Origin of the sequence: Streptomyces sp. NPDC047886, assembly GCF_043204435.1 — a bacterium.
Classification (GTDB): Bacteria; Actinomycetota; Actinomycetes; order Streptomycetales; family Streptomycetaceae; genus Streptomyces.
This window is the reverse complement of record NZ_JBIDCF010000002.1, coordinates 276199-296761: the sequence shown is the minus strand read 5'-3', so window position 1 is coordinate 296761 and position 20563 is coordinate 276199. Positions and strand designations below refer to the sequence as shown.

At 71.0% G+C, this 20563-nt stretch carries 19 protein-coding genes and 1 riboswitch; of the genes, 14 read left to right on the top strand and 5 right to left on the bottom strand.

The features are described 5' to 3' along the window. Positions 1-186: 186 nt before the first annotated feature. From ACGF5U_RS07075 to ACGF5U_RS07050, 6 genes are all read left to right on the top strand, one after another. The gene (locus ACGF5U_RS07075) at positions 187-1446 is read left to right on the top strand and encodes an Ig-like domain-containing protein (protein WP_392710983.1); all 1260 of its coding nucleotides are present in this window, start codon (positions 187-189) and stop codon (positions 1444-1446) included. Between the two features lie 429 nt (positions 1447-1875). Then, positions 1876-3126 carry an Ig-like domain-containing protein gene (locus ACGF5U_RS07070; protein ID WP_392710981.1) on the top strand — a complete coding sequence of 417 codons (1251 nt, stop codon included), beginning with the start codon at positions 1876-1878 and terminating at the stop codon, positions 3124-3126. A gap of 95 nt (positions 3127-3221) precedes the next feature. Further along, complete coding sequence (locus ACGF5U_RS07065) at positions 3222-3989, top strand: enoyl-CoA hydratase/isomerase family protein (RefSeq protein WP_392710979.1); 768 nt, start codon at positions 3222-3224, stop codon at positions 3987-3989. 289 nt (positions 3990-4278) lie between these two features. Further along, positions 4279-4785, top strand: a complete 507-nt coding sequence (locus tag ACGF5U_RS07060) for an ATP-binding protein (protein ID WP_392710978.1) — start codon at positions 4279-4281, stop codon at positions 4783-4785. Between the two features lie 412 nt (positions 4786-5197). Next, on the top strand, positions 5198-5974 hold the full coding sequence (locus ACGF5U_RS07055; protein ID WP_392710977.1) for a polysaccharide deacetylase family protein: 777 nt from the start codon (positions 5198-5200) through the stop codon (positions 5972-5974). Beyond that, positions 5974-7155 (top strand): hypothetical protein, encoded by a 1182-nt coding sequence (locus ACGF5U_RS07050; protein ID WP_392710976.1) that lies wholly within the window; start codon positions 5974-5976, stop codon positions 7153-7155. Before ACGF5U_RS07055 ends, ACGF5U_RS07050 begins: the two co-directional genes overlap by 1 nt. Before the next feature lie 145 nt (positions 7156-7300). Here the strand turns inward: ACGF5U_RS07050 and ACGF5U_RS07045 are convergent, their stop codons facing one another. Then, a complete protein-coding gene (locus tag ACGF5U_RS07045; protein WP_392710974.1) occupies positions 7301-7939 on the bottom strand; it encodes a GNAT family N-acetyltransferase in 639 nt (212 codons plus the stop codon). Positions 7940-8034: 95 nt separating this feature from the next. Between ACGF5U_RS07045 and ACGF5U_RS07040 the strand changes: the two genes are divergently transcribed. Both ACGF5U_RS07040 and ACGF5U_RS07035 read left to right on the top strand, forming a co-directional pair. Further along, positions 8035-8250 (top strand): EF-hand domain-containing protein, encoded by a 216-nt coding sequence (locus ACGF5U_RS07040; RefSeq protein WP_392710973.1) that lies wholly within the window; start codon positions 8035-8037, stop codon positions 8248-8250. A gap of 213 nt (positions 8251-8463) precedes the next feature. Further along, positions 8464-8718: a DUF6332 family protein gene (locus ACGF5U_RS07035; protein ID WP_392710971.1), complete on the top strand. Its 255-nt coding sequence runs from the start codon at positions 8464-8466 to the stop codon at positions 8716-8718. A 461-nt stretch (positions 8719-9179) separates the two neighbouring features. Here the strand turns inward: ACGF5U_RS07035 and ACGF5U_RS07030 are convergent, their stop codons facing one another. The 4 genes from ACGF5U_RS07030 to gcvT all read right to left on the bottom strand — a co-directional run bounded on the left by ACGF5U_RS07030 (position 9180) and on the right by gcvT (position 13688). Next, positions 9180-10547: an L-serine ammonia-lyase gene (locus ACGF5U_RS07030; RefSeq protein ID WP_392710970.1), complete on the bottom strand. Its 1368-nt coding sequence runs from the start codon at positions 10545-10547 to the stop codon at positions 9180-9182. Between the two features lie 236 nt (positions 10548-10783). Further along, entirely contained in the window at positions 10784-12040 is a 1257-nt protein-coding gene (gene glyA, locus ACGF5U_RS07025) for a serine hydroxymethyltransferase (protein WP_392710968.1), read from the bottom strand. Between the two features lie 36 nt (positions 12041-12076). Then, on the bottom strand, positions 12077-12451 hold the full coding sequence (gene gcvH / locus ACGF5U_RS07020; protein ID WP_392710966.1) for a glycine cleavage system protein GcvH: 375 nt from the start codon (positions 12449-12451) through the stop codon (positions 12077-12079). 121 nt (positions 12452-12572) lie between these two features. Then, positions 12573-13688: a glycine cleavage system aminomethyltransferase GcvT gene (gene gcvT / locus ACGF5U_RS07015; RefSeq protein ID WP_392710965.1), complete on the bottom strand. Its 1116-nt coding sequence runs from the start codon at positions 13686-13688 to the stop codon at positions 12573-12575. A gap of 170 nt (positions 13689-13858) precedes the next feature. After that, positions 13859-13956, bottom strand: a riboswitch (glycine riboswitch). A 154-nt stretch (positions 13957-14110) separates the two neighbouring features. Between gcvT and ACGF5U_RS07010 the strand changes: the two genes are divergently transcribed. From ACGF5U_RS07010 to ACGF5U_RS06985, 6 genes are all read left to right on the top strand, one after another. Further along, positions 14111-14872 (top strand): AAA family ATPase, encoded by a 762-nt coding sequence (locus ACGF5U_RS07010; RefSeq protein WP_392710963.1) that lies wholly within the window; start codon positions 14111-14113, stop codon positions 14870-14872. A 58-nt stretch (positions 14873-14930) separates the two neighbouring features. Next, a complete protein-coding gene (locus tag ACGF5U_RS07005) occupies positions 14931-15680 on the top strand; it encodes an enhanced serine sensitivity protein SseB (protein WP_392710961.1) in 750 nt (249 codons plus the stop codon). An 81-nt stretch (positions 15681-15761) separates the two neighbouring features. Further along, positions 15762-16586: an enhanced serine sensitivity protein SseB C-terminal domain-containing protein gene (locus ACGF5U_RS07000; RefSeq protein WP_392710959.1), complete on the top strand. Its 825-nt coding sequence runs from the start codon at positions 15762-15764 to the stop codon at positions 16584-16586. Positions 16587-16842: 256 nt separating this feature from the next. After that, a complete protein-coding gene (locus ACGF5U_RS06995) occupies positions 16843-18513 on the top strand; it encodes an ABC transporter substrate-binding protein (RefSeq protein WP_392710957.1) in 1671 nt (556 codons plus the stop codon). Between the two features lie 85 nt (positions 18514-18598). Next, the gene (locus ACGF5U_RS06990; RefSeq protein WP_392710956.1) at positions 18599-19603 is read left to right on the top strand and encodes an ABC transporter permease; all 1005 of its coding nucleotides are present in this window, start codon (positions 18599-18601) and stop codon (positions 19601-19603) included. 1 nt (position 19604) lies between these two features. Beyond that, entirely contained in the window at positions 19605-20558 is a 954-nt protein-coding gene (locus ACGF5U_RS06985; protein WP_392710954.1) for an ABC transporter permease, read from the top strand. The last annotated feature ends 5 nt before the right edge of the window (positions 20559-20563 follow it).

Here is a 20563-nt window from a genome sequence, read left to right as displayed (position 1 = left end):
TCCCGCGGCTCGTCCGGCTCGTGCTGCGCGGGGCGGGCAGGCGGCGTCCCGGCCCGCCGCACTCCCCACGCGTGGCCTCACGTGGTCTTCACGTGGGGTCCTCCACCTGTTCTGCCCGGCCTGTCCCGGTCCCAACATGACCCGCACAGACGTTTCCCCCGGAGGGGGCCACTCGTTGGGCGGATCGTGAGACACGTACTGAAGCGGACTGGGCTCGGCGTGGCGGCGGCCCTGACCTGGGCGGGACTGATGGCGGGGCTGGCCGGCTGCACCGGCGGCGACGGCGGCGCGGGCCTCGGCGGAGCCGGGGGGATCGGTGGCATCGGGAGCAAGGGCCGTTCGCCGCAGGACACCATCCGGGTGATCCCGGCGGACGGCGCGGACGGCGTCGCACCGGACGGCCGCGTCGAGGTGAGGGTGCCGAGCGGCCGGCTGGAGCGGGTCACGGTCACGAAGGTGGAGGACGACCGGCCGGCCGAGGTGCCCGGCACCATCTCGCAGGACGGGCTGCGCTGGCGGCCGGCGCCCGGGACCCGGCTGGCGCTGGCGGCCAAGTACAGCGTGGACGCGGTCGCCCTGGACGGGCACGGCCGCCGCGCGGCCCGGCACACCACGTTCACCACCGTCGTCCCCGAGCACCGCTTCATCGGCTACTTCAAGCCGGAGAACCGCTCCACCGTCGGCACGGGCATGATCGTCTCGTTCCGGTTCAACCGGGCGATCGAGAACCGCGCGGCGGTCGAGCGGGCCATCCGGGTCACCTCGGACCCGGCGGTCGAGGTCGCGGGCCACTGGTTCGGCGGGGAGCGGCTGGACTTCCGCCCCGAGACCTACTGGGCGCCCGGCACCCGGGTGACCGTGCGGCTGGGGCTGCGCGATGTCGAGGCGGCGCCCGGCGTGTACGGCATCCAGGACAAGACCGTCGGGTTCACGGTCGGCCGCTCGCAGGTCTCCCTGGTCGACGCGGAGAAGCACACCATGGAGGTGCGCCGCGACGGTGAGCTGCTGGCCACGCTGCCGATCACGGCCGGGGCGCCGAAGACCACCACGTACAACGGGAAGATGGTCGTCACCGAGCTCTTCGACGTGACGCGGATGAACGGCGCCACGGTGGGCTTCACGAAGAAGGACGGCAAGGGCGAGTACGACATCAAGGACGTGCCGCACGCGATGCGGCTGACCAGCTCGGGCACGTTCCTGCACGGCAACTACTGGGCGGCCCCCTCCACGTTCGGCTCCGCCAACGTCAGCCACGGCTGCGTGGGGCTGCGCGATGTGAAGGGCGGCAGCGCGGACAGCCCGGCGGGCTGGTTCTTCGACCGCACCCTGATCGGCGACGTGGTCGAGGTGGTCAACTCGCGTGACCGGCAGGTCGCTCCCGACAACGGTCTCGGCGGCTGGAACATGGGCTGGAGCGCCTGGAAGGCCGGCTCCGCGCTGCGCTGACCCATCGCCGCGGTCCGCGCCGCTCCCGTACCCCCTGCGCGCTCCCGGGCCGCTCGCGTACCCCCGCGCCGCTCCCGTACCCCCTGCGCGCTCCCGGGCCGCTCGCGTACCCCCGCGCCGCTCCCGTACCCCCTGCGCGCTCCCGCGCCCCTCGCGTATCCCCGGCCCCGCGCACCCCCGGGCCGCTCGCGCACCGGGCCCCGGCCCCGGACCTCAGGACCCTCGTACCGCCGGGCCTCACACCGCCCCCACCTGCTACGCCTTCCGGCCTCTCCCACCTGGCCGGTTGAACAAGTTGGGACTGAACGGTGACATTCCGGGGCGCTCAGCACAGCGTGCGGTGTGATTATCTAGCGCCGTGCGCGCGAATGCAGCGCGCGGGGGTGCGGGCCTCGGCGATGCCGGGCCGTGCGAGGGGAGAAGTACATCGTGAACGGGCAGCCGATATCGGGGGCATCGGCCAGAGCCGGCCGCGGGCGCGGGCGGGCCGGCGTGCAGGCCGCGCTGGCGGGGGCGTTGCTGGTGCTGGTGACGGCGTGCGGCGGCGGGGGCGCGGCCTCCGGCAGCGGCAAGGGCGGCGACAGCAAGTCCGACGCCGGGAAGGTCGAGAACGCCGCGTCGCAGGCGGTCGTCACCGTCACGCCCAACGACGGCGCCGAGTCGGTCGCCACCAGCGGCGCCCTGAAGGTGACCGCCGAGAAGGGCAAGCTGACGACGGTCACCGTCGCCGACTCCAAGGGCACGCCGGTCGAGGGCAAGCTCGCGTCCGACGGCACGAGCTGGGAGCCGGTGCGGCACCTCGCGGCCGGCACCATGTACAAGGTGCACGCCATCGCCAAGGACGCCGACGGCCGTGAGTCCGCGAAGGACACGACGTTCACCACGCTCGTCCCGAAGAACACCTTCATCGGTCACTACACGCCGGAGGACGGCTCCACCGTCGGTGTCGGCATGCCGGTCTCCATCAACTTCACCCGCGGCATCACCAACCCGGAGGCCGTCGAGGCCGCCATCAAGGTGACCGCCGAGCCGTCCGTGCCGATCGAGGGCCACTGGTTCGGCAACGACCGGCTCGACTTCCGTCCGGAGAAGTACTGGGCCGCGGGCACCAAGGTGACCGTGGAGCTCAACCTCGACGGCGTCGAAGGCCGCCCCGGCGTCTACGGCAAGCAGGCCAAGACGGTGAAGTTCACCATCGGCCGCAGCCAGGTCTCCACGGTCGACGCGAGCGCCAAGACCATGAAGGTCGTCCGTGACGGCCAGGAGATCAAGAACATCCCGATCACCGCGGGCGCGCCGTCCACGACGACGTACAACGGCCAGATGGTCATCAGCGAGAAGTACAAGGTGACCCGGATGAACGGCGCCACCGTGGGCTTCGGCGGCGAGTACGACATCAAGGACGTGCCGCACGCGATGCGCCTGTCCACCTCGGGCACCTTCGTCCACGGCAACTACTGGGCATCGCCCGGCACCTTCGGGTCCGCCAACGTCAGCCACGGCTGCGTGGGTCTGCGCGATGTGCGCGGCGCCTACGACGGCAGCACGCCGGCGGCCTGGTTCTACAACAACTCGATCATCGGTGACGTCGTCATCGTGAAGAACTCCAAGGACAAGCAGATCAAGCCGGACAACGGCCTGAACGGCTGGAACATGTCCTGGTCGGAGTGGACCAGCTAGGACGGAGCGGAACCCGGGGACTCCCGGCGGCGGGCCCGGTGCTGTGACCAACGGCACCGGGCCCCCGCGCGTTAACGGAGGCTAACCTGCCCCGTATGACAGTCACTCTCGAAGTCTCCGCGGGCGTCGGCACCATCAGGCTGGACCGTCCGCCGATGAACGCCCTGGACATCGCCACCCAGGACCGGCTGAAGGAGCTCGCCGACGAGGCCGCGGGCCGCGACGACGTGCGCGCCGTGGTGCTCTACGGCGGCGAGAAGGTGTTCGCCGCCGGAGCGGACATCAAGGAGATGCAGGCCATGGACCACGCGGCCATGGTGCTGCGCTCCAAGGCCCTGCAGGACTCCTTCACCGCCGTCGCCCGGATCCCCAAGCCCGTGGTCGCCGCCGTCACCGGCTACGCGCTCGGCGGCGGCTGCGAGCTCGCCCTCTGCGCCGACTTCCGGATCGCCGCGGACAACGCCAAGCTCGGCCAGCCGGAGATCCTGCTGGGGCTCATCCCGGGAGCCGGGGGCACCCAGCGGCTCGCGCGTCTCGTCGGCCCGTCGAAGGCCAAGGACCTCATCTTCACCGGCCGGATGGTGAAGGCAGACGAGGCACGGGAGCTCGGCCTGGTCGACCGGGTCGTGCCGGCGGCCGAGGTGTACGAGCAGGCGCACGCGTGGGCCGCGAAGCTCGCCCAGGGCCCGGCGCTGGCGCTCCGTGCCGCCAAGGAGTCCATCGACGGCGGTCTGGAGACGGACATCGACACGGGCCTGACCATCGAACGCAACTGGTTCGCCGGTCTGTTCGCCACGGAGGACCGCGAGCGGGGCATGCGCAGCTTCGTGGAGGAGGGCCCGGGCAAGGCGAAGTTCGTCTGAGTCCACGCGGGCACGGCGAGCGCGTCCCGGTGCGACGGAGCACACGCGTGGCCGGAAAGGTCAACCGCGCGGGTGGTGTGACCACGCTTCAGGGGTATGTGGAGTGACGGACGGCCCGCCTGACTCGTGATCACGCGGACGCGGAGCGTCATCGCAGGTCAATGGTGCTATGGCGGGCTTTTTGTGCCTCCGTCATATGCCTTTGGAAGCCCCCGGGATCCTCGGTCCCGGGGGATCGATTCCCGAGGAACCGCCCCGCGCCGCCCGCCGGACGGCCATGATGGTGGGCATGGCGGGGCTGGAAGGCGTGGAGCAACCGTGGCAGCGCAGTAGCGCTACCGCCGCGCGATGGGTACCGAGCGTGGACGACGAACAGGCGCTCAAGGCACTGGAATCCTTCGGGGATCCGTCGGTCGACGAGGTGCGGCTGCCGTCCCGTCCGGAATCGGCGGCGACCGCCCGGCGGCTGGCGCAGGTGGTCGTCCTGCGTCAGTGGGGCCTCGGTCCGCAGGTCGCCGAACAGGCCATCCTGCTCGTCTCCGAGCTCGTCGGGAACGCCGTCCGGCACACCGGGGCACGGGTGTTCGGGCTGCGGATGCGGCGCCCGCGCCCCGGCTGGATCAGGATCGAGGTCCGCGACCCGTCGCGGGGGCTGCCCTGTCTGATGCCGGTGCACGAGATGGACACCAGTGGGCGCGGCCTGTTCCTGGTGGACAAGATCTCCGACCGCTGGGGCGTGGACCTCCTCCCGCGCGGCAAGACCACCTGGTTCGAGATGCGCGTCTCCGACCGCTGACCGCTGACCGCTGACCGGCGCGAAGCCCGCCCCCGTCAGCACGGAAGCCCCCTTCGCGCCGGGATGGGGCGCCGCGGGGGCTTCGAGTGCGCACCGCGGAAGATTGGGGTGTATCCACGGCGCTGTGGACGACCAGGCCCGGGTCGAAGGGGGTCGTGTCCCCCGACTATGGCAGACGGGGGGCCTTGCCGCCAAAATGCCTTATCGGTGTGAACTCCCCTAAAACCGCCATATCGGTAATGAATCTTAGGTGAACTGGGCCACTAGCCTCGAAAACCATGAATAAATATGGGGACTCACGGGTGAATCCTTGACCCCATAGGGCCCTGTTCCTGGCCGGAGACGCGACCGGGAAATGCGATAAAACGGGTCAATCATCACCTTTTACGGTCGAAACCCCTTAAATGGTCGCGTGACCCCGACCGACCGCCGCGCCGCACTGCGCGCGGGAGCGGGCGCCGCCGTCGCGGGAGCCCTCGCCACCGGCTGCGCGGACCACCGCCCGGCCGCCGCCTCCGCCACGGCGGAACACCGCCCGGCCGTACCGCGCGCCGCCCCCGCGCCGCGCCGGTTCCCCGGCAGCCCCGCGCAGATCGAGCACGGCCCCCGCCACCGCCCCCGCGTCGCCCTCACCTTCCACGGCGGCGGTGACCCCGCCGGTGCCCGCAGCCTGCTCGGCGAGGCGGAACGGGCGGGCGCCCGGCTCACGGTCCTGGCGGTCGGCGGCTGGCTCGACACCCACCCCGCGCTCGCCCGCCGGATCCTCGACGGCGGCCATGAACTCGGCAACCACACGCAGGGACACCGTGACATCTGCGCGCTGGCCGAGATCGACGAGGCCGCGGCCTACGCCGAGATCACCGACTGCGCCCGGCGGCTGCGCCGGCTCACCGGCTCCATCGGCTCCTGGTTCCGGCCCTCCCGCGCGCGGTACGCCACGCCGCGCGTCGAACGGCTGGCCCGGCGGGCCGGCTACCCGCACGTCCTCTCGTACGACGTCGACTCGCTCGACTTCACCTCACCCGGCGCCCCGGCCGTCGTCCAGCGGGTCACCGGGCAGATCCGCAACGGATCGGTGGTGAGCCTGCACTTCGGCTACGCGGACACGGTCGCCGCGCTGCCCGCCCTCCTCGACGAACTCGACCGCCGCGGCCTGCGCGCGGTGACCACATCGGAGCTGCTGATCTGATGCTGCACCTGACGAAGCGAACCACGACCCTCATCGCGGCGGCCCTCCTTGCCGCCCTCGCCGGCTGCGGCACCGCCGACGACCGCGACACCAAGGCGGCCGCACCGCCCGCCGCCCCGAAGAAGAAGGCGGCCGCCCCCGCCGGACCGCCCGGACTGCCCGGCATGCCACCCGTCCTCGACCCGAAGGACATCTACGCGGCCGACCGCCCGAACCGGCTCTCCCCGGTGGTCAAGGGCTTCCCCTCGCGCGTGTACGTGCCCAACACGCTCTCCAACACCGTCTCGGTCATCGACCCGGCGACCTACAAGGTCATCGAGACGATCCCGGTCGGCAAGCACCCCCAGCACGTCGTACCGTCCTGGGACCTCAAGACCCTCTGGGTGAACAACAACCAGGGGAACACCCTCACCCCGATCGACCCCGCGACCGGGGCGCGCGGAAAGGACGTCGAGGTCCACGACCCGTACAACCTGTACTTCACGCCCAACGGCAAGTACGCCGTCGTCATGGCGTCACTCGACCGCGAGCTGGTCTTCCGCGACCCGCACACCATGGAGCGGGTCCACACCGAGCCGGTCTCCTGCTACGGCGTCAACCACGCCGACTTCTCGGCGGACGGCCGGTACTTCATCGTCTCCTGCGAGTTCTCCGGCGAACTGCTTAAGGTCGACACGGAGAAGATGAAGGTCGTCGGACAGCAGAAGCTGCCCTTCAGCGGCGCCATGCCGCAGGACGTGAAGCTGTCGCCCGACGGCAAGACCTTCTACATCGCCGACATGATGGCGCACGGCATGTGGGTGCTGGACGGCGACAAGTTCACCGAGCCCACCCTGCTGCCCACGGGCAAGGGCTGCCACGGCCTGTACGTGTCGCGCGACTCCAAGGAGATGTACGTACCCAACCGGGGCGAAGGCTCCATCTCCGTCTTCGACTTCACCCGGAACAAGCTGACGAAGAAGTGGTGGCTGCCGGACGGCGGCTCGCCGGACATGGGCGGCGTCTCGGCCGACGGCAAGGTGCTGTGGTTGTCCGGACGCTACGACTCCGAGGTCTACGCGATCGACACCACCACCGGCAAGCAGCTCGCCCGCATCCCCGTCGGCGGCGGCCCCCACGGCCTCGCCGTCTACCCCCAGCCGGGCCGCTACTCCCTCGGCCACACCGGCGTCTTCCGCTGACCCGCCCGGCCCGCACGCCGGGGCCTCCCACGCCCGGCGCCCGCACGAAAGGGCCCCGTAAGCCGGGGCCCGTGAGCCGGTCCCCGTAAGACCGGGTCCGTACGACCGGGTCTGTACGACCGGGCGGCCCTGCGGTGGCCGTCGCTCAGCCGGCCACCAACAGGGCTTCCGAGCAGACCGGACGGTAGCCCGCCGCCTGGAACGTGCGCACACTGCGGGCGTTCCCGGGCGGCTGCTGAGCCCAGACCGCGGTGTCCGGCACCAGATGACGCGCCGCCACCGCCAGGCGCGGGCCGAGGCCGCGCCCCCGGGCGTCCTCGTCCACCTCGACGGCCGCCTCCCAGCGGCCCGCGACCGCCCGCCCGAGGATCACCACGCCGCCGTCGGCCCGCCATACCCGCACGTCGTCGCGGTACTTGCGGGCCCGCACCACCCGGGGGTGGTCCGGGTCCTCGATCTCGCGCAGCGGGACCGGCGGCTCGCCCGGCAGCGCACCGGCGACCGTCAGCATGTCGATGGTGTCCATCCGCCGGCCCGTACGGGCCATCAGCGCCACCAGGAACCCGGGGTTCATCGCGGCGGCCAGGGCGTCGCTCGCCGTCGCCGCCAACTCGGCGCGCACCCACTCCGGATCCTCGTCCGTGAAGACGACCGAGTGCGCGGTGAAGGCCAGGACCCCCGCGTCCCGGGGACCGGGCTGGGGAACGATGGTGGTGGAGCCGTCGGGCGGCGGGAACTCGCCGCGCGCCGCCGCCGACAGGATGCGTGCCACTGCGTCGCTCATGGGTCCATCGTCGCCCACGGGCCCCGCAACTGTCCGGCCACCTCTGGCCGATAATCTGACCGCCGTACAGTCAGGGATCAAGAAGGGGTGGACCGATGGCGGACATCGAGTCGGCGCGCAAGGCTTTCGAGCGGTTCGACGTGAACGGGGACGGACGGATCACGGCCGCCGAGTACAAGAGCGTCATGGCCGAGCTGGGTGACTTCAACGTCACCGAGACCGTGGCGCAGGCCGTCATCAACGCCCAGGACGGCAACGGCGACGGCGAGCTGACCTGGGACGAGTTCTGGACCCACCTGAACAGGGCCTGAGCGACCACGCCCGAGGGGGCGTCCACCGACCCGCCGGTGGACGCCCCCTCGGCGCTCTGACGCCGACTGCCGCCGTGAGTCGGCGACGATCGACCGGACTGAGCAGCCGCAGTGGGGCAGAGCCGCTCTCCATCGGTGCGCGCGCCGTCGAGCGTGCGCGTCAGGCTGTCCGACCCAGGCGCCATGGCGTGGCCGTGATGTGAGACTTACGGCATGGACATGGGGCGTGAGTCGCGGTGGGAGAAGGACGCAATGACGGTGGAGATCGTTTTCGCCCTGGTGACCGCTGTCGCGCTGGCTGCGGCGGTCTTCGCCGTCGCTCTGGCTCTCGCGCTGGCCTTCGACATCTCCGGTTCAGCGAAGAAGGGCGTGTTGGTGGGGGGTGCACTGCTCGGTGCGGCGGCCGGAGTGTGGCGTCTGGTACGGGTGCTGGTTCGGTTCGACGAGCAACGCCGAATGGGCCGCTGACCGCCGGGCTTCTCCCTGGGGTCGCAGCCTGCCTGACCGGGACGTGCTGGCGGCAATCGTGTTCGTGGTGCCCTCGGGCTGTGCGTGGCGGCAACCGCACGATGGCCAGGGGCCCGGAATCCGGTGCCGGGCCGCGGCGCCACTCCCCAGGGCGGGAGCTGCCTGCTACCGGCCTGATGTGCCAGCTACCAGTTTGATGCTGACGACCGCGAATGCCTGCTCAGGGCCGTGGAACCGCAGCACCGTCCCTCCTGACTGCCCGCAGGCCGGCACCGCGCGTGGTCGGCCGACCGTTGCCCGGGAGCCAAGGCTCGGAAGACCGCTCCGAGCGGAAACATCTCAGGGGCTTGCAGGGACTTTCACGTCTGTCCCGGGGATGTCCCAGGGGCTTTCCGCCGCGTGAGCAGGGAAGGCCCTGACCGTGCCGGAAGGACACGAACGCGCTGTCAGGGCCTTCCGCCTCAGCACTCGATGATGTTCACCGCGAGCCCGCCGCGCGCCGTCTCCTTGTACTTGACCGACATGTCCGCGCCGGTCTCCTTCATGGTCTTGATGACCTTGTCCAGGGAGACCTTGTGGCTGCCGTCGCCGCGCATCGCCATCCGGGCGGCGGTGACCGCCTTGACCGCCGCCATGCCGTTGCGCTCGATGCAGGGGATCTGGACGAGCCCGCCGACCGGGTCGCACGTCAGGCCCAGGTTGTGCTCCATGCCGATCTCGGCGGCGTTCTCCACCTGCTCGGGCGAGCCGCCCAGTACCTCGGCGAGCGCTCCGGCGGCCATGGAGCAGGCCGAGCCGACCTCGCCCTGGCAGCCGACCTCGGCGCCGGAGATCGAGGCGTTCTCCTTGAAGAGCATGCCGACCGCGCCCGCGGCCAGCAGGAAGCGGACAACGCCGTCGTCGTCGGCGCCGGGCACGAAGTTCATGTAGTAGTGCAGGACCGCCGGGATGATGCCGGCCGCGCCGTTCGTCGGGGCGGTCACCACGCGCCCGCCCGCGGCGTTCTCCTCGTTCACCGCCATCGCGTAGAGGGTGATCCACTCCATGGACAGCGCCTGCGGGTCGCCCTCGGAGCGCAGCTTCCGCGCCGTGTTCGCGGCGCGGCGGCGGACCTTCAGACCGCCGGGGAGGATGCCCTCGCGGGACATGCCGCGCGCCACGCACGCCTGCATGACGCGCCAGATGTCGAGGAGGCCCTCGCGGATCTCGTCCTCGGTCCGCCAGGCCTTCTCGTTCTCCAGCATCAGCGCGGAGATCGACAGGCCGGTCTCCCGGGTGAGGCGCAGCAGCTCGTCACCGGTGCGGAACGGGTACTTCAGGACGGTGTCGTCCAGCACGATCCGGTCGGCGCCGACGGCGTCCTCGTCCACGACGAACCCGCCGCCGACCGAGTAGTACGTCTTCTCCAGCAGGGTCGCGCCCTCGGCGTCGTACGCCCACAGGGTCATGCCGTTGGCGTGGTACGGCAGCGCCTTGCGGCGGTGCAGGACCAGGTCCGTGTCGAAGTCGAAGCCGATCTCGTGCACGCCGAGGAGGTCGAGGCGCTTCTCGCTCCTGATCCGCTCGACCTGGTCGTCGGCGGTCTCGACGTCGACGGTACGGGGCGAGTTGCCCTCCAGGCCCAGGAGGACGGCCTTCGGCGTGCCGTGGCCGTGGCCGGTGGCGCCGAGGGAACCGTACAGCTCGGCCCGTATCGACGCGGTGTGGGCGAGCAGGCCCTCGTTCTTCAGCCGGCGCGCGAACATGCGGGCCGCGCGCATGGGGCCGACCGTGTGGGAGCTGGACGGGCCGATGCCGATCGAGAACAGGTCGAAGACCGAGATGGCCACGGGGAACTCCTTGGTTGGTAGACGCCGCTGTCTGCCGGGGTGGTGCAGGGGAGGGGCTTCAGGGGAGAGGGGAGAGGGGGAGGGGGAGAGGGGGAGAGGCGGGGAGGGAGGGGGATCGGGTGTCGGGGGCGGAGCCCGCGCGGGCACCGCGTGTCGTGCGGGGCATGGAGCGGGGCACCGCACTCACCGTCCAGTGTGCGCGGTGCCCCGCAAATGGTCTGTAACGTACGTAACGCTTACAGGCCAGGGTAAAGCGGGTGCTTCGCGGCGAGTGCCGTGACCCGCGCCGTGAGCGCGTCCGCGTCGTACGACGGCTTCAGCGCCTCGGCGATGATGTCGGCGACCTCGGTGAAGTCCTCGGTGCCGAAACCGCGCGTGGCCAGGGCCGGCGTGCCGATCCGCAGACCCGAGGTGACCATCGGGGGCCGCGGGTCGTTCGGGATGGCGTTCCGGTTGACGGTGATGCCCAGCTCGTGGAGCCGGTCCTCCGCCTGCTGGCCGTCGAGCTCGCTGTCGCGCAGGTCGACCAGGACCAGGTGGACGTCCGTGCCGCCGGACAGGACGGAGACGCCGTGTTCGGCGACGTCCGCCTGGATCAGGCGCTCGGCGAGGATCTTCGCGCCCTCGAGGGTGCGCTGCTGGCGCTCCTTGAAGTCCTCGCTCGCCGCGACCTTGAAGGCCACCGCCTTCGCCGCCACGACGTGCTCCAGCGGGCCGCCCTGCTGACCCGGGAAGACCGCCGAGTTGATCTTCTTCGCGAGCTCCTGTGTCGACAGGATCACGCCACCGCGCGGACCGCCCAGGGTCTTGTGCGTGGTGGTGGTGACGACATGGGCGTGCGGCACCGGGTTCGGGTGCAGGCCCGCGGCCACGAGACCCGCGAAGTGCGCCATGTCGACCATCAGGTACGCGCCGACCTCGTCGGCGACGCGGCGGAACGCGGCGAAGTCGAGCTGGCGCGGGTAGGCGGACCAGCCGGCGACGATCAGCTTCGGCTTGGACTCCTTGGCGAGGCGCTCGACCTCGGCCATGTCGACCCGGCCGTCGTCGCCGACGTGGTAGGCGACCACGTTGTAGAGCTTGCCGGAGAAGTTGATCTTCATGCCGTGGGTCAGGTGACCGCCGTGGGCCAGGTTCAGGCCCATGATCGTGTCGCCCGGCTTCAGCAGGGCGAACATGGCGGCGGCGTTGGCCTGGGCCCCGGAGTGCGGCTGCACGTTGGCGTGCTCCGCCCCGAAGAGCTCCTTGACGCGGTCGATCGCGATCTGCTCGACCACGTCGACGTGCTCGCAGCCGCCGTAGTAGCGGCGGCCGGGGTAGCCCTCGGCGTACTTGTTGGTGAGAACGGAGCCCTGGGCCTCCATCACCGCGACCGGAGCGAAGTTCTCCGAGGCGATCATTTCCAGGGTGGACTGCTGGCGGTGGAGCTCGGCGTCGACGGCGGCGGCGACGTCCGGGTCCAGCTCGTGGAGAGGGGTGTTGAGAAGCGACATCACGCGGTCCCTAGGGGTCTGGTGGGTGTTCTCGGGTCAGCCGGCGTACTCGGTGTACTCGTCGGCGGAGAGCAGGTCCTTCGGCTCGTCCGCGACGCGCACCTTGAACAGCCAGCCGCCCTCGAACGGAGCGGTGTTCACCAGCGACGGGTCGTTCACCACGTCCTCGTTGGCCTCGACGACCTCACCCGTGACCGGGGAGTACAGGTCGCTGACCGACTTGGTGGACTCCAGCTCACCGCAGGTCTCGCCCGCGGTCACGGTGGCACCGACCTCGGGGAGCTGCACGTACACGACGTCGCCGAGGGCGTTCGCCGCGTGCTCGGTGATGCCGACCGTCGACACGCCGTCCTCGGCGGCCGACAGCCACTCGTGCTCCTTGCTGTAACGAAGCTGCTGGGGGTTGCTCATGACCTGAATTCTCCTGTACGCGGGGGAGTGGTGGTGAACGGGGAGGGAGTGCGCGGGATCACGTCCGGCACCGCGAGTGCCGCGAGCCGGCAGCCTGGAGGCGAGCCTTCTCGCGAGCGTGTCACTTCTGGCGCTTGTAGAACGGCAGCGCCACGACCTCGTACGGCTCGTGGGTGCCGCGGATGTCGACGCCCACGCCGGCGGTGCCGGGCGCGGCGTGCGCCGCGTCCACGTAGGCCATGGCGATCGGCTTGCCCAGCGTCGGGGACGGGGCTCCCGAGGTGACCTCGCCGATCACCTGTCCGCCGGCGACCACGGCCATACCGGCGCGCGGCACCCGGCGGCCCTCGGCGATCAGGCCGACGAGCTTGCGCGGCGGGTTGGTCGCGGCGCGCTCGGCGGCGGCCTCCAGGGCGGTGCGCCCGACGAAGTCACCGGTCTTCTCGAACTTCACGACTCGGCCCAGGCCCGCGTCGAACGGGGTGAGCCCGGTGGTCAGCTCGTGCCCGTACAGCGGCATGCCCGCCTCCAGGCGCAGCGTGTCGCGGCAGGACAGGCCGCACGGGATCAGGCCGACGTCCCGGCCGGCCTCGGTCAGCGCCTGCCACAGCTTCTCGGCGTGCTCCGGCGCCACGAACAGCTCGAAGCCGTCCTCGCCGGTGTAGCCGGTGCGGGCGATCAGCGCGGGCACGCCCGCGACCGTGCCCGGCAGGCCCGCGTAGTACTTCAGGCCGTCCAGGTCGGCGTCGGTCAGCGACTTCAGGATGCCGGGGGACTCGGGGCCCTGGACGGCGAGCAGCGCGTAGGCGTCACGGTCGTCGCGCACCTCGGCGTCGAAGCCGGCCGCGCGCTCGGTCAGCGCGTCGAGGACGATCTGGGCGTTGGAGGCGTTGGCGACGACCATGTACTCGCTCTCACCGAGGCGGTACACGATCAGGTCGTCGAGGATGCCGCCGTCCTCGCGGCAGATCATGGTGTAGCGGGCGCGGCCCACGCCGACGCCGCCGATGTTGCCGACGAGCGCGTGGTCCAGCAGGTCGGCGGCGCGCGGTCCGGTGACGGTGATCTCACCCATGTGGGACAGGTCGAACAGGCCGGCCGCCGTGCGGACGGCGTTGTGCTCGTCGCGCTCGCTGCCGTAGCGCAGGGGCATGTCCCAGCCGGCGAAGTCGGTCATGGTCGCGCCGAGCGAACGGTGCACGGCGTCGAGAGCGGTCAGACGGGGGGCAGGGCTCATGGAAGGGCTCCCAGGTCCGGGGCATGGCTGGCGAGGACGGTCCTCCCCATCTGTCATCGGAACCTGAGAGGTTCGCCGTGACCCTGAGGGGTCGGTCGGCTTGCACCTTGGGTGGAGCACCCGTGCTCGAACGCGTGCGCTCGAAGCGGGGGCTCGCTTTTCAGATCTGCCTCATCCGTGCGGTACGGGGCCTGAGAGATTCAAGGGAGGAACTTGCTCCTTCGGCGCCCGGACCTGACCTGACCCGGGACTCTCCCGCGCGGATTCGATCGGCCGGTATGCGGTTGTCGGCGCATGCGGTTGACTGCGCCTGGCGCGGACATCATTGCACGAGGGGTCCGATCGGCAAATCACTTGTTCCTTATTACCCTTTCTTTACACTTCTTGGGCAAGGGTCGGGGAGCCGAGCAAGGGGGAGGGCGATGACGTTGCACCGGTCCGGTGTGTACGCGACGACCGCGGGGACGGCCGGAGAGGTGGCGGGCGGGGGCGGGGCGGCAGCCCGCCCCGTGGGCGCCCCGGTGACCGTTCCCACGGCTCCCACCGTTCCCACGGCTCCCACGGCTCCCACGGCTCCCACCGTTCCCGCCGCTCCCACCGTCGCGGTCCTGCGCGACCTGCGCGGGCGGGCCGGACGCGGCCCCCAGGAGCTCGCCTTCGCCCCCGGCGACCTCGTGGTGGTCTCCGGGCTCCCCGGCAGCGGCAAGTCCACCCTGATCGCGCGGGCGGCCGCCGGCTGCGCCGTCGACTCGCAGGACGCCCGGGAGCAGTGGGAGCGGCGCCTCCCCCGCCTCCTGCCCTACGCGGTCTACCGCCCGTTCGTACGGATCGCCCACTACGCCGGACTGCGGCGGGCGCTGCGCTCCGGCGACAGCGTCGTCGTCCACGACTGCGGCACACAGGCGTGGGTACGCCGCTGGCTCGCCCGCGAGGCCCGCCGCCGCGGCCGGTCGCTGCACCTGCTCCTGCTCGACGTGACGCCCCGCACCGCCCGCGAGGGCCAGCGCGAGCGGGGCCGCGGGGTGTCCGGCTACGCCTTCGCCCGGCACCGGGCCGCCGTCGGGCGGCTGGTCAGGGACGCCGAGCGGGGCGTCCTGCCGGGCGGCTGCGCGTCGGCGGTGCTCCTGGACCGCCCGGCGGCCACGGCCCTGACGCGGATCACGTTCTCCGGACCGCCGCGTTAGGGTGCTGCCGCACGCCGCGGACACGCGGGACCGGGAACCAGGACCAGGGGGCGCACCAGTGGACACCGCATGGCCGGGCAACGAGCTCGAAGAGGTGCTCGCCGCCTCCCTCGGCAACCCCTCCGCCGGAGGCCGGATCGTCGAGGTGCTGGGCCGTAGCGCCGTCTGGGTGCCCCTGCCCAGGGGCGGCGGCCCCGACAGCCCCGACCTGGACCTGCCGACGCTGACGCTGGAGCCCGACGGGCAGCCGTACGTCCCGGTGTTCAGCTCCGAGGCCCAGTTCCGCGCGTGCGTCGGCGACCACATGGCGTACACCGTCGCACCCGCCGTCGAGTTCGCCCGCGGCCTGCCCCCGCAGCTCGGCATCGCCGTGAACCCGGGCGGCGCCGTCGGGATCCCCCTCCCGCCGGCCGCCGTCGCCGAACTGTGCCGGGCCGGCCGCACCCCGCTGGACGGCCCCGCGAGCGGCGCCCGGGTGCGGCTGTTCGAGCCCGACTGGCAGGAGGATCCGGTGGACTTCCTGGCCGCCGCCGGCGCCGAGTTCGAGGCGGCGGGCGTCGTGCTCACGGCGCGGCGCGCCCTGGCCAGCGTCGAGGGCGAGGCGCCCGCCCTGTTCGTCGGCGTCCAGGTCTCGTCCTTCGAGGGTCCCGACCGCACCGCGCCCATGGACGCGCTCGGCCGGGCGCTGGGCCGCGTCCAGGTGCCGTGGCCGGTCAATCTGGTGCTGCTGGACGCGGCACAGGACCCGGTCGTCGACTGGATGCTGGAGAAGGTGCGCCCCTTCTACCGCCGCGAGCACAGCTCCTGACGGAGACGCCGCTTAAGCTGGTCCGGTCCACCGGTGGACCGGTGGTCCGGTGGACGAGACGGAAGAGGGGCGGGATCCAGGGTGAGCGCGTCAGGCACCGAAGCGGCCGGTGGGGGCTCCCCTGCCCGAGCGGAGTCCAGGGCTCCCGGGCAGGTGGAGAGCATGCTGCGACAGGTGACGCCCGGACGCTATGACGCGTACGAGGCGCTGCTCCAGGCCCTCGCCGACGGCCAGGTCTGGATGCTGCTCTGGCACGGCACGGCCGGTTCCCCCGACGCCCAGTACGGCAACATGGACGTCGACGGCCTCGGATACGCCCCGTGCGTCACCTCCGCGCAGGAGCTCGCCGCCTCCGGCTGGAACCGCGCCCACGAGGTCGTCGCCGTCCGCGAGGTGGCGGCCGCCCTCTACCCCGACCGCTGGGGCATCTGGCTCAACCCGCACGCGCCCGGCGGCGGCCTCGGGGTCCCGTGGGCCGACCTGCGGCGGATCGCCACCGGCCTGGACCGGATGCCGGCCGGACCGCTCAGGCTCAGCGACCCGGCCATCGAGCTCCCGCAGTTCTACGCGCTGCTCACGCAGAACGCCCACCGCACGCCCCCCGTCCGCTCGCTGCGGCGCGCCTGGGTGCAGCCCTCGCTCGGCTCCCCGTACCTCGCGATCGGCCTCGACCTGTACGACACGAGCCAGACGTCCGTCGACGCGGTCCACGCGATGATGCGGCACTCGATCGCCGCCGTCCCCGACGGCCTGCCCGTCTCGACGGTCGCCATGTCCGACGCGTACGACCCGGTGGCGATGTGGCTGCGGGCGAACACGAGGCCTTTCTACGACCGCGAGGCGCACGGCGCCGTACCCGCCGCACCCCCCGCCCCCGGCTACGGCTACCCGCCACGACACGGCTGATCACCCGCCGTGGTCGTCCGTGGTGACGGGCGCGCGGCGGCGCGGAGCGCGGCGTTCCGAAAACGCCCTGCTGAACTCGCGTAGATTTCCGGGGTGTTAACGCGCCCGCCACCGTTGTCCCGTATCCCACCGGTTTGGCGAGTGTCCGGGTCTCGACTAGGTATCACCGCTATCCGGACTGTTCTCCGCCCGGCCACCCGTGGGTAGTGTTCGGCCGGTCAAGACCTCGTTCACTAGGCCAAACCAGGGGTGGCCCATGCGAATACTCAAGTCCCGCGCCGTCCGGGCGGTCACCGCGGCGGTCGCCGTCGGTCTGATCGCGACGGGCTGCGCCAGCGAGCGCGGCAAGGACGGCGAAAAGGGCGGGGCGAAGGACACCTTCGTGTTCGCCGGAGCCGGGGACCCCGGCTCACTGGACCCCGCGCTCGCCAGCGACGGCGAGACCTTCCGGGTCACCCGTCAGGCGTTCGAAGCGCTGCTGGAGCACGAGTCCGGCGGCAGCAAGCTGGTCGGCGGTCTCGCCGAGAAGTGGTCGAGCAACGACGCCGGTACGGTGTGGACGTTCAACCTCCGCAAGGGCGTGAAGTTCCACGACGGCGAGGCCCTCAACGCCGCCGCCGTCTGCGCCAACTACGACCACTGGTTCAACTGGACGGGCACCTACCAGTCCAGCGCGGTCTCCTACTACTGGCAGACCATCATGGGCGGGTTCGCCAAGAACGAGGACCCCGAGGCCCCGAAGGCGAACTACAAGTCCTGCACCGCGCAGGACGAGAACACCGCCGTCATCGAGGTCAACGAGCCGTCCGCCAACCTGCCCGGCGGATTCTCCCTCCAGGCCCTGGCGATCCACTCGCCGAAGGCCATCGAGGAGTACGCGAAGCAGGCCGCCACCGGCAAGGGCGACGCGATCACCTACCCCAAGTACAGCCAGGAGGCCGGCACGGTCGCCGGCACCGGCCCGTACAAGATCACGAAGTGGAACAAGGGCAACAAGGAAGTCACCCTTGAGCGCTTCGACGACTACTGGGGTGAGAAGGCCAAGGTGAAGAACCTGGTCTTCCGTACGATCGACACCGAGGAAGGCCGTCGTCAGGCCCTCCAGGCCGGTGACATCAACGGCTACGACCTCGTCTCGCCGGCGGACGTCAAGACGCTGGAGGGCGCGGGCTTCGAGGTCCCGACCCGTGACGTCTTCAACATCTTCTACCTGGGCATGACCCAGGAGAAGAACCCGGCGCTGAAGAAGCCCGAGGTCCGCCAGGCCATCGCGCACGCCATCGACCGCGAGAACATCGTCAAGACCCAGCTCCCCGAGGGCGGCAAGGTCGCGACGCAGTTCATGCCCGACACGGTCGCCGGCCACTCGGACAAGGTGAAGACGTACCCGTTCGACACCGCCAAGGCCAAGCAGCTCCTCAAGGACGCGGGCGAGTCCGCGCTCAAGGTCGAGTTCTGCTACCCGACCGAGGTCACCCGCCCGTACATGCCCGCCCCGCAGGACATCTTCGAGCTGATGAAGGCCGACCTGGAGAAGGCCGGCATCACCGTCACCCCGAAGCCGATGAAGTGGGCCCCGGACTACCTGGACGCCACCGAGTCCGGTGCCTGCGCCCTGCACATGCTCGGCTGGACCGGTGACTTCAACGACGGCTACAACTTCATCGGCACCTGGTTCGCCGGGTACGACAAGCAGTGGGGCTTCAAGGAGCCCGCGCTCTTCTCCGCCGTGACCGGCGCGTCCAAGGAGACGGACCCGGCCAAGCGCGTGGAGTCCTACAAGGCCGCCAACGAGAAGATCATGGAGTACCTGCCGGGTCTCCCGATCTCCTCGTCGCCGCCCGCCATCGCGTTCGGCAAGAACGTCAACCCGCCGAAGGTCTCCCCGCTGACGCAGGAGAACTTCGCCGAGGTCTCCTTCAAGTAACCGCACCTCATGCGGGGTCCGCCCGGCCACACACCCGTGGCCGGGCGGACCCGCATCTGACGCACGTAAGAAAGGGGCACGCGGGGTGCTGCGACTTGTCGTACGAAGACTGCTACAGCTGATACCCACCCTGCTCGGCCTGTCGGTTCTCCTCTTCCTCTGGCTGAACCGGCTGCCCGGCGGACCCGCCTCAGCGATCCTGGGCGAGCGGGCCACCGCCAGCGAGGTGGCGCGCATCAACCGGGCTCTCGGCCTCGACCAGCCGGTCTGGGTGCAGTACGGCCGCTTCCTGGGCCGGATCTTCCAGCTGGACCTGGGCACATCGACACAGACCGGCCAGCCCGTGTGGGACGAGTTCGCCCTGCGCTTCCCGGCCACGGTGGAGCTCAGCGTCGCCGCCATGCTCATCGCCATCGCCGTCGGCATCCCGCTCGGCTACCTCGCGGCCAAGCGGCGCGGCGGCTGGCTAGACGTCGCCTCGGTGTCCGGCTCCCTCCTCGGCATCTGCGTTCCGGTCTTCTTCCTCGCCCTGATCCTCAAGGGCGTCTTCGCCGTCAACCTCGGTCTCTTCCCGAGCTACGGCCGGCTGTCGACCGGGCTCGACGCGACCAGCGTCACCGGGTTCGCCGTACTCGACGGCCTCCTCACCGGAGAGCTCGACGCCTCCTGGGACGCCCTCGCCCATCTGATCCTGCCCGCCGTGACGCTCGCCTCCATCCCGCTCGCCGTCATCGTCCGGATGACCCGCGCCAGCGTCCTCGAAGTACTGGGCGAGGACTACATCAGGACCGCCGAGTCCAAGGGCCTGGAGAAGAACGTCGTCCGCGTCCGCCATGTGCTGCGCAACGCCCTCCTCCCGGTGGTCACCGCGATCGGTCTGCTGACCGGCTCGCTGCTGTCCGGTGCGGTCCTCACCGAGTCCGTCTTCTCCTTCGGCGGTATCGGCTCCTTCATCCGCACCTCGATCGACGCCCGCGACTACCCGGTGCTCGTCGGTTTCATCATGTTCATCGCGATGGTGTACGTCCTCATCAACCTGCTGGTCGACCTGGCGTACAGCCTCATTGACCCGAGAGTGCGGGTGAACTGACGTGAGCACCAGAACGGACAAGATCGACCGTCTCGCCGAGCTCACCCAGCTCAACGAGACGACGTCCGGCGCCAGTCTGTGGCGGGAGGCGTTCCGGCGCCTCAAGGACAGCAAGATGGCCGTCATCGGCGCGGTCATCATCGCGCTGTTCGTCGTCGTCGCGATCGTCGGCCCCTGGCTCACGCCGTACTCGCCGACCGCCCAGACCTGGCGCGGTGAAGTCCTCGCCAACCAGGGCGAGTTCGTCGGCATGCGCGGCGAGAACTGGTTCGGCCTCGACCACCTCGGCCGCGACACCTTCTCGCGGATGCTCGTCGGCGCCCGGCAGACCCTGCTCGTCGGCGTCGTGTCGATGCTCATCGGCCTGCTCGTCGGCGCACTCGTCGGCATGCTCTCCGGCGCGGCCGCCACCCTCGGCGGCAAGGCGGGCCGGCGGATCGACACCGTCGTCATGCGGTTCATCGACATCATGCTGTCGCTGCCGTCGCTGCTGCTCGCCGTCTCCATCGCGGCCGTCATGGGCCAGTCCCTGACCACCGTGATGATCGCCGTCGGTGTCGTCCAGATCCCGATCTTCGCCCGGCTGCTGCGCGGCTCGATGCTCGCCCAGGGCGGCTCCGACTACGTCCTCGCCGCGAAGGCGCTCGGTGTGCGCAGGAACCGGATCGTCCTCACCCAGATCCTGCCGAACTCGCTGAGCCCCGTGATCGTGCAGGCGACCCTCAGCCTCGCCACCGCCATCATCGAGGCCGCCGCCCTCTCCTACCTGGGCCTGGGCAACCCCGACCCGGCCGTCCCCGAGTGGGGCGTGATGCTCTCGCAGGCCCAGCGGTTCTTCGACAACGCGCCGATGATGGCCGTCTACCCGGCGGTCGGCATCATCATCACCGCACTCGGCTTCACCCTGCTCGGCGAGGCCATGCGCGAAGCCCTCGACCCGAAGTTGCGAGGCTGAACTGC

Excerpts from the sequence above, each read along its gene's own strand:
- ACGF5U_RS07065 (WP_392710979.1), top strand. The coding sequence starts at position 3,222 with ATGACAGTCACTCTCGAAGTCTCCGCGGGCGTCGGCACCATCAGGCTG.
- ACGF5U_RS07060 (WP_392710978.1), top strand. The coding sequence starts at position 4,279 with ATGGCGGGGCTGGAAGGCGTGGAGCAACCGTGGCAGCGCAGTAGCGCT.
- ACGF5U_RS07050 (WP_392710976.1), top strand. The coding sequence starts at position 5,974 with ATGCTGCACCTGACGAAGCGAACCACGACCCTCATCGCGGCGGCCCTC.
- ACGF5U_RS07045 (WP_392710974.1), bottom strand. The coding sequence starts at position 7,939 with ATGAGCGACGCAGTGGCACGCATCCTGTCGGCGGCGGCGCGCGGCGAG.
- ACGF5U_RS07040 (WP_392710973.1), top strand. The coding sequence starts at position 8,035 with ATGGCGGACATCGAGTCGGCGCGCAAGGCTTTCGAGCGGTTCGACGTG.
- ACGF5U_RS07035 (WP_392710971.1), top strand. The coding sequence starts at position 8,464 with ATGGACATGGGGCGTGAGTCGCGGTGGGAGAAGGACGCAATGACGGTG.
- glyA (WP_392710968.1), bottom strand. The coding sequence starts at position 12,040 with ATGTCGCTTCTCAACACCCCTCTCCACGAGCTGGACCCGGACGTCGCC.
- gcvH (WP_392710966.1), bottom strand. The coding sequence starts at position 12,451 with ATGAGCAACCCCCAGCAGCTTCGTTACAGCAAGGAGCACGAGTGGCTG.
- gcvT (WP_392710965.1), bottom strand. The coding sequence starts at position 13,688 with ATGAGCCCTGCCCCCCGTCTGACCGCTCTCGACGCCGTGCACCGTTCG.
- ACGF5U_RS07010 (WP_392710963.1), top strand. The coding sequence starts at position 14,111 with ATGACGTTGCACCGGTCCGGTGTGTACGCGACGACCGCGGGGACGGCC.
- ACGF5U_RS06995 (WP_392710957.1), top strand. The coding sequence starts at position 16,843 with ATGCGAATACTCAAGTCCCGCGCCGTCCGGGCGGTCACCGCGGCGGTC.